The sequence below is a fragment of the Frateuria sp. genome (assembly GCF_013362045.1).
Classification (GTDB): domain Bacteria; phylum Pseudomonadota; class Gammaproteobacteria; order Xanthomonadales; family Rhodanobacteraceae; genus Frateuria_A.
Genome location: NZ_JABFWW010000077.1, coordinates 1 through 11,073, shown reverse-complemented (window position 1 = coordinate 11,073; position 11,073 = coordinate 1). Strand labels below are relative to the sequence as shown.

7 protein-coding genes are annotated in these 11,073 nt (G+C 67.4%); 4 read left to right on the top strand and 3 right to left on the bottom strand.

The genetic code is table 11. The features are described 5' to 3' along the window. Positions 1 to 3,992, bottom strand: a 3,992-nt coding sequence (locus HOQ08_RS03680) for a PAS domain S-box protein (RefSeq protein ID WP_291191779.1), incomplete at its 3' end; no start/stop codon positions are given. A gap of 67 nt (positions 3,993 to 4,059) precedes the next feature. Here HOQ08_RS03680 and HOQ08_RS03675 point away from each other — a divergent pair. Further along, positions 4,060 to 6,345, top strand: coding sequence for an EAL domain-containing protein (locus HOQ08_RS03675; protein WP_291191777.1), 2,286 nt, complete (start codon positions 4,060 to 4,062; stop codon positions 6,343 to 6,345). On the opposite strand, the gene HOQ08_RS03670 is transcribed toward HOQ08_RS03675, so the two are convergent. After that, entirely contained in the window at positions 6,342 to 6,896 is a 555-nt protein-coding gene (locus HOQ08_RS03670) for a response regulator (RefSeq protein WP_291191775.1), read from the bottom strand. The two genes, HOQ08_RS03675 and HOQ08_RS03670, sit on opposite strands and share 4 nt — an antisense overlap. Before the next feature lie 18 nt (positions 6,897 to 6,914). Continuing rightward, positions 6,915 to 8,117 carry an ATP-binding protein gene (locus HOQ08_RS03665; protein ID WP_291191772.1) on the bottom strand — a complete coding sequence of 401 codons (1,203 nt, stop codon included), beginning with the start codon at positions 8,115 to 8,117 and terminating at the stop codon, positions 6,915 to 6,917. A gap of 630 nt (positions 8,118 to 8,747) precedes the next feature. Here HOQ08_RS03665 and HOQ08_RS03660 point away from each other — a divergent pair. The 3 genes from HOQ08_RS03660 to HOQ08_RS03650 form a co-directional block, all read left to right on the top strand. After that, positions 8,748 to 9,275: a spore coat U domain-containing protein gene (locus HOQ08_RS03660; RefSeq protein WP_291191770.1), complete on the top strand. Its 528-nt coding sequence runs from the start codon at positions 8,748 to 8,750 to the stop codon at positions 9,273 to 9,275. A gap of 1 nt (position 9,276) precedes the next feature. Continuing rightward, a complete protein-coding gene (locus HOQ08_RS03655; protein ID WP_291191767.1) occupies positions 9,277 to 10,002 on the top strand; it encodes a molecular chaperone in 726 nt (241 codons plus the stop codon). 140 nt (positions 10,003 to 10,142) lie between these two features. Further along, a partial coding sequence (locus HOQ08_RS03650; protein ID WP_291191764.1) for a hypothetical protein occupies positions 10,143 to 11,073 on the top strand: 931 nt, incomplete at its 3' end.

The window sequence follows — 11,073 nt, the reverse complement described above, 5'->3', positions numbered from 1 at the left end:
CTGGTGATGATGCCGTCACGATCGATGGTGATCACGCAACTGGGAATGTTCTCGACGATCGCGCGTATCTGCTCTTCCTTGTTGCGTAACAGCAGGTTCGTCGCGTACAGGGCATCGGTGCGCTGCTCCACCCGCTCTTCCAGCTCAGCGTTCAGTTGCTCCAGACGCAGCCTGGCTTCGCGCCGTTCGGTGATGTCGCGGGTCACCGCCACGTAGAACGGTGCCTGGTCGGCCGAACAGATGTACTGCACCGCCATCTCCACCGGCAGGCGGGAACCGTCCCTGCGCACCAGCTCGGTTTCCAGGCGGTGCCCCCGTTCGGGTTTCGCCGCTGCGGCCGTCAGCAGTTGGAGCACTCGCGGCCGGATCTCCGGGTCCTGCAGGTCAAGCAGGCTCATCGCGAGCAAGGCGGTGCGCGAATAGGCACTCTGCCGCAACGCCCCCTCGTTCACGTAGAAGATCTGCAGCCGGTCCGGATCGAAGCTGAAGGTGGCCTCCGCGATGGCGTCGAGCGTGCTCAGGGCCTGGTTCGCCGCGCCCTGGATGCGGCGCCGCTCCGAGGTATCCTCGACCACCGTGAAAATACGCGTTCCCGGCCTGCCCTCGGCGTCAATCAGGGAATAGGTCACGTGCACCCACAGGTCGCTGCCATCGGCACGCAACAGCCGCTTGTCCAGCGAACCGGCGGTGGCCGCCCCTTGCAGCAGGCTCTGCAGCATCGCCCCATCGCGTTCGCGGTCCTCGGGGTGGGTCCAGGCAGACCAGTCCGGGGCCGCGTGGTCGCTACCGGTGCGCCCGATCATCTCGAGCAGCCTTCGATTCGGCCGCGTGACTACTCCGTCTTCCAGATGGGCCATGCCGACAGCGGCTTGCTCGAAGGCGACCCGCAACCCTGCCGCAGTCTCGCGGAATGCCGCCTCGGCGGCATAGCGATCGCTGACGTCGGTGAGGCTGCCGATCAATTCCAGCAACCTGCCCTCCTCGTCACGCACGGCATGCAGGTGGTCGGCAACCCAGGCATAACTACCATCTGCACGGCGCAGCCGGTATTCGTACGACCAGCGGTCCTCGGTCTGCATCTTCGCGTTGAACTGCGCGAACACGCCTGGCGCATCCTCCGGGTGAAGGTGCTCCGCCCACCAGTCGCGGTCTGGAAGGCTGTCAGTGAACTGGTGGCCAAACGGGTCGACCGTGGAGGAAAGCCACACCGGCTCGACGAGGCCGCAGGCAGACGGGCGCAGGACGTAGACGAATACGGGAAGCGCTTGCAGCACCTCGCGCTGGCGCTGCTCCGCCCGCGCCAACTCGCGCGTGGCTGCCTCGATCTGCGTCAGGTCGGTGATGGTCCCGACCCAGCCAGGTTCCTCGCTACCGTCCACCGAACGCAGTCGTACGGCCTGGATGTAGACATTGACCTCATGCCCATCGGCATGGTGCAGCCTGCATTCGGCGACAAAGCTGTTGCCGCTGTCCCTGACGCCCAGCCAACTGGCCCTGAAACCGGGGTAATCGGCGGGGTCGATCGCATGCAGCCAGGCGAAACCGAGATCTTCGGACGCCGACCGTCCGGTCATCGCGTCCCAGTGGCTGCTGATGTAGCGGCACGCGCCGTCCCCATTGGCCTGGAAGATGACCACCGGCGCCGCCATGCAAAGCGTTTCGAACAGGCGCCGACTGCGATCCAGCGCCAGTTGGATGCGCTTGTGCCGGGAGATGTCCTCGATGCACACCACCGCGCGCAGGTCTTCGCCCCTGCCGAAGCGGGTCGCGCGCAGCTGCATCCAGACCGGCTCGGCATCGTCCTCGTCGGCATAGACGTACTCCAGTTCGAACGTCTTCTCGCGTTCCTGGGTCACCGCCAAAAGGCCTGCGTGGACGGCGGCGGCGGCCGGGTGGTTCGATTGCGACAGCCGCTGCGGCCAGTTGGACCCGATGACGGCCCGGGGCCGGTCCATGCTGCTCGGCGGGCCTTCTTCCCAAGCACGATTGGTCGCGAGCACGATGCCATCCCGGTCCAGGATCGCGATGCGCGCCGACAGCGCGCCAAGGGCTGCGCGGCTGAGCAGGTCGCTCTCTTTGCGCGCGCGCTGGTCCTCCAGCCGGCTCGACTCGTCACTGGCGAAGCCGACGTAGATTTCATTGCCCTCGAACTCCACCGAGGTGATGAATACGAACACCGGCAACTCGCGCCCGTCGCGATGGCGCAGCTTCACGTGCAATTGCTGCGGCCCGTCGGTGCGGACAGCCTCGCGCAGGCGAGCCCAATGCCCATCGTCGCCGAAGCCCGGATGGATGCGCGACAGGTCCAGCCGCCGCAGTTCCTCCTGGCTGTAGCCGAGCAGCCTGGCTGTGGCGCGATTGGCCTGCAGCCCGCGGCCGTGCGCATCCAGCCAGAACACCGAGACCAGCGATTCCTCCAGCGTGTGGTTGGCCAGGGTGAGGGCGCGCAGCATGTCCCGCCGTTCGGTCACGTCCGTGAGCATGGCATCCACGCAACCGGTGGCCTGGCCCCCGGCATGGACCAGGCAGAGGCGTTCGTGGATCCAGCGTTCGCGCCCCTGCGCGTCGACGATGCGGAACTCGTGTTCCTGCACGCCCGTTCCGGCGATGCTCTCCCAGACGGCGCGCACTCCCGGACGATCGTCCGGGTGCACGAAGCGCTCCAGCAGGACGTCGGCCGACCCAACCAGCCGCGGTTCCACGCCCAGCAGCGCCAGGACGCCGTCGCTGACGAAGAATACCTCGCGGCCGTCGGCCACCCGCCAGCGGTAGGCCATGCCGTCCAGGTTGGACAGGATCGAGCGCAGCCGCCTTTCGTTGTCACGGATCTCCGCGGTCTGCCGCGTCACCAGATCCTCCATGTGGACGGTGATGCGGCGCAGCTCTTCCTCGGTACGGGCCTGCGCGGTGACGTCGCGGGAGGTCACCAGGATGCGCCCGATCGATCCGTCGGCATCACGCAAGGGTGCAGCGAATACGTCACACCAGCGCTGTTCCCCTGCGACCGCCATGGCGCCGCGGAAGCGGTGGGTGTGCCCCTGCGCAACGACGGCGAGCACCTCCGCCGCCTGCCCGTCGTAGGGTTGCTGCCACTGCGCGACCCAGCTGGCGCCGATCAGTTCGTCACGGGCCTGCAGTCCCAACAGGCGCAGGCCGCCAGCCGAGACGTCCTGCACGGTGCCGTCGAGCCCGATGACCTGGATGCCGTCCGGGCTCGACTCGAACAGGCTGCGGGCGTACGCCTCGCTTTCGATCAGCGCGATGCGGAAAGCCTTCTGGGCCTGGATGTCCTGAAGGGTGCCGGCCAGCACGCGGGGGCTGCCGTCGGGCCAGCGGCTGGCAACGTCGCCCAGCGACAGGGTCCAGCGCCACTCGCCGGATCGGTGCAGCAGGCGTTGTTCTATCCGGAAGCCATGCTGGTCGCTGGCCCCGAGAAATGCCTGCAGGGTCGCCTCGGTCAGCGGCAGATCGTCCGGATGCACCAGCGAGATCCAGCCGGCGTAACTCATCTCGACTTCACCCGGCGCGTACCCGAGCAGGGCGGGCCAGTTGTTGCCCGAATAGGCGTGCCCGCTGCGCACGTCCCATTCCCAGAGCCCCATGCCGGCGGCGTGTACGGCTCGTTCGACATGGTGCAGCTTGCCGGCCAGCAAATCCCGCTCGGCACGCAGCGCGACGACCGGAGCGAGCAGCGCCGCCGCTCCACGCAGGCGCTCTTCATCGGGCGCGTCGCTCAGCAGGGCCCACAACCTGCCGGCCTCGGCTCCATCCTCAGCCAGCATCGGGCAGGCGACCCATTGCGCAGCCGAACGCGCTTCCACCTCGGGCATGCGCGCGGTTGCCGGAAAGCTTCCCAGCACGGCGACGCGCGCGCCGTGCCAGTCCACGACCAGGCCGCCGACGCCGGCGTGATCCAGGGCCAGCCCTTCAAGCGGTCTGGGCACGCGGCGGCCAGCCGTCGGATCGGAAGGAGTCGGGATCGGATCAGCCATAGACAGCCGTGGAAAGATGGGTAGCCGGACGTGCCTGTGTACAAGGAAGCCGGCCCCGTTGCGACCGTTGGAACTCAACACGTGTGCTCAGAATATCGGCGACATTCGCGCGACACTTGAGCAGCCCGCGCCACCGCGCGGCTCTTTTCAAGCTCGACCCGTTGCAGCCGATACCATCGCGGATGGCCAATCCGCCCGACCGATGACAGAAACCAGCTCCCTGATCGAATCGTGCTTCTCGCATGCCGACGTGCCCCTGCTGCTGCTGGAGGCCACGCCAGCGGCATGGCGGGTCGTCCGCGCCAACCAGGGGTACGAGCGGCTGTTCGGACGTCGTTGCGCCGACGTCGTGGGCAAGCCCTGGCAGGATGCCCTGGGTGGCTTGCCCTGGCTCGAAGGGATGGAGGCCGAACTGCAAAGGGGCGATCGCATCGAGCGCACGGGACGGCTTGGCGAGGACCGGCAGCCGATGCTGTGGTGCCGGCTGGTCGCGCAGCCAGTGGCCGGAAGTGACGGCCGCACCTCGTTCGCCCTGCTTACGCTGCATGACGTGAGCGAGCGCATGCTCGCCGAGCAGACGCGGGATTTCCTGGCCAGCCACGATGCGGTATCCGGGCTCCTTCGCCCTGCGCTGGTCAAGGACAAGTTGGCCACCGAACTCGTGCGCGCCATCAACCAATGCCACCGCCTGTTCGTTTGCTATGTCGACATCGACCGGTTCCGCGCCTTCAACGAAACCGACGGTTTCGAGGCGGGCGACCAACTGCTGGTACGTATCGCCGAGCGGCTGACCGGGCCAGGCGAGGCCCCTTCCCTGGCTACCCGAATCGCCGGCGACGAATTCGTGGTCGGCGGCCTCGATGCGAGCGGCGATCTGGACATGCTCGAAGTCGGCCAGCGCCTGCTCGACCGCCTGCGCGAACCGCTCGTCCTCAATTCGATTCCCCTGCGTCTGGCCGCCAGTATCGGCATCGCCTGCTTCCCGGATACAGCCGCCAGCGTGGAAGAGCTCATCCTGCAAGCCTCCCTGGCCGCTCGCACGGCCAAGGAGCGCGGCGGCAACCGCGTGCACGTTTTCGATGCACGCCAGCGCGAACGGCTGAAGGACCGGATCGACGTCGGCTCGCACCTGCGCGGCGCCGTCGCACGTGGCGAAATGAGACTGGTCTACCAGCCGGTCGTCAGCATCGCCAAGCGTGAGATCACCGGCATGGAGGCCCTGGTCCGCTGGCACAGCCCCGCGCTTGGGCTGCTGACGCCGGACCGCTTCATTCCGCAGGCCGAGCACATGGGGCTGATCTGGGAAATCGGCCAGTGGGTGCTGGCGCAAGCCTGCCAGCAGGCGCGCCGCTGGCTGGATTGCGGCGTGGGCGACTTCGTGCTTTCGGTGAACGTCTCGGGCCTGCAGCTGCGCGGCCAGCAGGTCATCGAGGACGTCAGCCGGGCACTGGACGCGGCCCGGCTGCCCGCACGGTATCTGGAGCTGGAGCTCACCGAAAAAGCGACCATGGGCGATCCCGAACATGTGGTCTCGCTGATGCGCGAGTTGCGCAAGATCGGCGTGGCGCTGTCCATGGACGATTTCGGCATCGGCCATTCGAGCCTCGGCCTGATGCAGCGCTTTCCGGTCAACCGGCTGAAGATCGACCGCTCCTTCGTTTCGGCCGTCCCCGACGACATCGGGGCGGCACGCATCTGCCGCGCCGTCCTTGGGCTTGCCCACGAGTTCGGCTGCACCGTCGTCGCCGAGGGCGTGGAGACGGCCCTGCAACTGGGTTTTCTCGAGCGCAACGGCTGCGAATTCGCACAGGGCAATCATCTGGGTGAACCCCTCGACGCGGAGGCCATGCTGGCCCGGCTGCGCAATCCTTCGCTGCAAGGCAGCGAGAATGCGCACCTCGGCGATACCGGTTCCATCCTGCTGGTGGACGACGAGCAGAACGTCCTGCGCGCGCTCGCGCGGCTTCTGCGCCGCGACGGCTACACCATCCACATCGCCAGCACGTTCCAGCAGGCGTTCGACATTCTCGGCACGGCAGCGATCGACGTGGTGGTGTCCGATCATCGGATGCCCGAAGGCCGCGGCACCGAATTCCTCGGCAAGGTGAAGGAAACTCACCCGCGCACCATCCGAATGATCCTGAGCGGCTACGCAGACATCGGCGCCGTCACCGAAGCCATCAACGGCGGCGCCGTGTACCGCTTCCTCACCAAGCCCTGGGTGGACGACGACCTGCGCAAGGTGATCCGCGATGCCATTTCTGCCGCCCGTCGCGAACCGCAGGCTCATGCGGCGGGCGACCCGGGTGGCCAACGCGCGTTGTGGGCCGGGGACATGCCGCAATCTCCCTAGAGGTTCTCTTCGTCCAGGTAGATCGCACCGTGCTCGTCACGCTCCACGCGCGTGATGCCGGGGCACTCGGCCTCCAGTTCACGTAGCGCCGCTTCCTGGCGCGAGATGGTGCCTTGCTGGATACGCACCAGGTCCGCCAGCCGCTGGTTCTCGCGGCCCAGCGCATAGACGTGCAGCGCCTGTATCACGGCAAGTTGCAATTCGTTGTCGTCCCAGGGCTTGCCGACGAACCGGAAGACCTGGGCGTCGTTGATCGCTGCCACCACCGTTGGCAGGTCGGCGTGACCGCTGATGATGATGCGCGCGATGCCAGGCTGGCGCTGGATCGCCTCGCGCAGGAAATCCAGGCCGCTCATGGCCGGCATCCGGAAATCGGTGATGACCAGGTCGTAGGGCTCGTTCTGCAGGCTCTCGAGCGCCGGCCCCGTATCCGTGAACGCACTGATCTGGCAGGGCGCGCCCAGCCGGTCTGCGCCGATGCGGTTGATCACCCGCGTAAGCGCGTTGAGGATGCCGGGTTCATCGTCCAGCAGCAGGAGTCGGTAAGTCATGATGTCACTCAGTGATTGCTAGAGCGCCCCGGCCTGCTTGACCGGAAGCGTAATGAGGAAAACCGTGCCCGCGCCGACGCGCGAGCGGACCGTCAGGTCGCCACCATGCTTCTTGATGATCCCGTAGCTGATGGACAACCCCAGCCCGGTACCGCGGCCGACCTCCTTGGTGGTGAAGAAGGGCTCGAAGATCCGCGGCAGCACGTGCTCTTCGATCCCGCAGCCGTTGTCCTTCACTTCGATCCACACGTGGTGCGGTCCCCGGCCGGTATGGATCTCGATCAGGCCGTTTTGGCCCACGGCCTGGGTGGCGTTGACCAGGATGTTCATCAGCACCTGGTTCAGCTCGGTGGGGTTGCACTCCACCAGCGGCAGTTCCTCGAAGTACGTCGTGAAGCGGATCGAACTCCCGCTCAGGCTGCGAACGATACCCAGCGTGGTCTCGATGGCGCGGTGCACGTCGAAGAGGCGGAACCCCTCGGTTGCATCGATGCGGGAGAAATCGCGCAGGTTCTGTACGATCTGCCGTATCCGCTCCACGCCCTCCCGCGATTCGGCCAACAGCAGCGGCAGGTCTTCCACGATCATCGGAAAGTCGATGGCCTGCTTGCGGGCATCCAGCGCGTCCAGCTTGCCGGCGGCTATCGTGCCTTCCTCGCGAAGGATGGCCTCGCACATCTCGACCAGGCCGAACAGCTTGTTGACGTAGTCCTGCAGCGAACCCAGGTTCGACTGCACGTAGCAGATGGGGTTGTTGATCTCGTGGGCCATGCCGGCCGCCAGCTGTCCCACGGTGGCGAGCTTTTCGGCGTGCACCAGGCTCTGCCGCTCCAGCAGCTGCTTTTCGCGCTCGGGACCGGCGATGGCGCCCGCCGGCTGGAGCGCGCTCGCCGGGCGGATGGTGACGCTGGTCAGCTCGGACCCTTCGGCACAACGGCGCCACTGGCGCACGACTCCGAGCGAGCCACCGCCTTCGAGGGCACACGCCCTGCGGTCCTCCCATCCGTCTCCTGCCACCTGCGATTTCGCCTGCACTTCGGGCGGGGGCGCCTCGACGAGACTGAGCAGTCCCTCCGGCACCTCCGCGTTGATGACCGAGGCGAGTCGGCGGGCGGCGGCATTGGCGTGGCGCACCATGCCCTCCTGATCCAGCAGGATCACCGACAACGGCAAGGAGTCGAGGACGACTTGAGCATCCAGCGGCGGTGCGGCGAGTGACATGGGTCTCCGGGCGAGCGTGTCGGTGGATGCGGTGGCACAACGTTCTTCCGCGCCCTTCGCAAGACGCGTGCCATGCGGCACTTCCAGGTGCGGAGACAACACAAGCCCACCAGGCCATGCCTCCGTTGTCGGCACCTCCACGATCCTCTTGAGAAAGCCGGCATCCACGCCAGCGCCTTCGAAAGCCTCCGGCGCGCCACGCAAAACACGGCGCCTGGCAGTTGCCGCTACCGACGAAAGCGCTCCGACCAAGTTATGGCATGCACTGCGAAAGGGCTGCGCTCAGGCGACAAAAGCGTGACAACCGTCACACGCGAGCTATGTGATGGCCATCACGCATGGACCTTTTCTCGGGCTCGCCGTTTCCGCGATCGTCAATTTCTTATCGCGCGCGTCAGTGGGTCGCGAATGCCCCGTCATGAAATCGCCGGCCGCTTGGTGGCCAACTTGCCAAACCCATCACAACTTCCATCTGATCCAGGCGTGTCCACATCGGGATCCGCGTTGCTGGCACAGCGCTTGCCTCGTTTGCAGGGAACGAACAAAGGAGGGGACTGCATCCGCGTAAGACTTTGCTCGTCGACAACACCACTTGCGCGTCCTCGCGCGCCTTTTCCCAGGAACAGATACATGCAAGCACAAACCAGGCAGAAAACCTTCAAGCTCGCGCTGGCGATCACCGCGATCGTGGCGCTGGCGGCGATGAGCAGCACGGCTTACGCCGGCACCGCGACCTCCAGCATGGCCGTGTCGGCGACGGTCGCCAACAACTGCACCATCAGCAACGGCGGCGTCGCTTTCGGCACCTACGACCCCATCGTCGCCAACGCCACCACCGACCTCGCCGTCACTGGCACCATCACCACCACCTGCACCAACGGCGCCTCGGTGACCGTGGGGCTCGACCAGGGCGCCCATGCCGGCACCGGTTCGACCGCCGCGGCCCCGGTGCGCCGCATGCTGGCTGGCACCACCAACTATCTGTCCTACCAGCTGTACACCGACTCCGCCCACACCACCGTCTGGAACGCCACCGGCCCCACGGTAAGCGGCACCGGTGCCGCCGTGGCCACCACGGTCTACGCTCTTGCCACGAAAGGACAGAACGTCCCGACCGGCAGCTACGCTGATACCGTCGTTGCCACCGTCACTTTCTGACATGAAGCGCGTACGCGCACGCCAGGCCGCTTGCGGCCTGGCGTTACTTTTTCTCGCCATCGGCCACGCCTGGGCCGGTTCCTTCCAGGTCGGGCCGGTGACCGCGACGCTCTCGGCCGATCACCGGGTGGCGGCCCTGACCGTGCGCAACACCGGCACCGATGCGACCACCATCCAGCTCCGGGCGATGGCCTGGTCGCAGTCCGAAGGCAAGGACGTCTTCGCCCCGGCGGGAGACATCCTGGCGACGCCGCCGATCTTCACCGTTCCCGCCGGCGGCTCGCAGGTGATCCGCATCGGCTCGCGGCGCGATCCCGACCCGCAGCAGGAGCGCGCCTACCGGCTGTTCCTGCGCGAGGTGCCGCCGGCTCCGCAGGCCGGCGCCGCTGGCCTGCGGATGGTGCTGGAAATAAGCCTGCCCGTGTTCGTCCAGCCAAGCTCGGCCAGCGCGCCCGGCCTGCACTGGCAAGCCACCAGGATCGACGGGACGCACGTGAAGCTCACGGCCAGCAATACCGGCACGGCGCATGCCCACCTGACCCACTTCGTGCTCTCCGGCGACGACGGCCGACGCCTGCCGATGCCATCGAATGCCGCCTACATCCTGCCGGGCAACAGCCACGACTGGGTGATCGATGCCGCGGTGGCCCAGGGCAGCCACCTCAAGCTCGCTGCGGATTCGGATAACCAGTCCTTGCAAAGCGACATCGTGGTCGCCGGCCCGTAGGGCGTGCGGTGATGACTCGCAAGCGACACGAGCGCACCGCGACGAGCGCGGTGCGCCCGCCACGGCAAGGTTCGGCTTGCGCCCGCCACGCTCCCTCGCATGCGTTCTCGCCCATGACCGGGCCACCGGCATGCCGAAGGGTGTTCCGCCTTCGCCCCACCGCCTTCGCCGCGCTGCTGGCCCTCGCGCCCGGCCCGTTGATGGCCGCCGTGCACGTGCAGGCCCTGCGCGTGGGCATGGACCCCGATCACACCCGGCTGGTGATCGAATCGGACAAGCCCATCCACGCGCATCTGACGTCCGACGAGAGCAACGGCACCCTGCGGCTGGAACTGGACGATGTCGATGCCAACCGCATCCTCGCCGGGCTGGGACGGGTGATCGGCGCGAACAACCCCTACCTGCTCGGCGCCACGGTCGAGGACAGTGCCACCGGTACGCGGCTCGTGCTGCCGGTGCGATCGGCCGTGCGCACGCGGCTGTTCCACCTTGGGGCCAATGGCGGTTTCGGCGAGCGGCTGGTGCTGGATGTGTTTCCCGCACACCCGCATGGCGTGGAGGCTGGCCGCGCCGCGGCGGCACCCGAGTCTGCGGTGCCGCCGCGGATCACGGTAACGACCCCGATACTGGCGCCGCTTGCCCAGCAGGCGCCCGCCGGCGTCCCGCACGTCAGCAGCACGCGGGTGGGTCTGGCTAACGACCGGGTGCGGCTGGTGCTCGAATCGGACCAGCCCATACAGGCCCGCGTGGAATACCCGACCACGCCCGGAGCTCCGTTCGTCGTACTGGGTGATGTGCCATTGGACCAGGCACGCGGATACGGCTGCTGGTGCCGGCGCCGGTCGAACCGCAGATTTTCAACCTCGCGCCCGGCGACGGCCACGGCCATCGCCTGGTGGTCGACATCGTCCCCGAGCGCATCCTGCCGCCCGCGCCCTTGGCGGCCGCTTCGCCGGTGCCGGGCGAAGTGCTCAAGGCGGCCCCGGCTCCCGTTCCAGCTCCCGTTCCAGCTCCCGTTCCAGCTCCGGTCCCCGCACTGGCGCCGGCCCCCGCCCCCACACCGATTCCCGC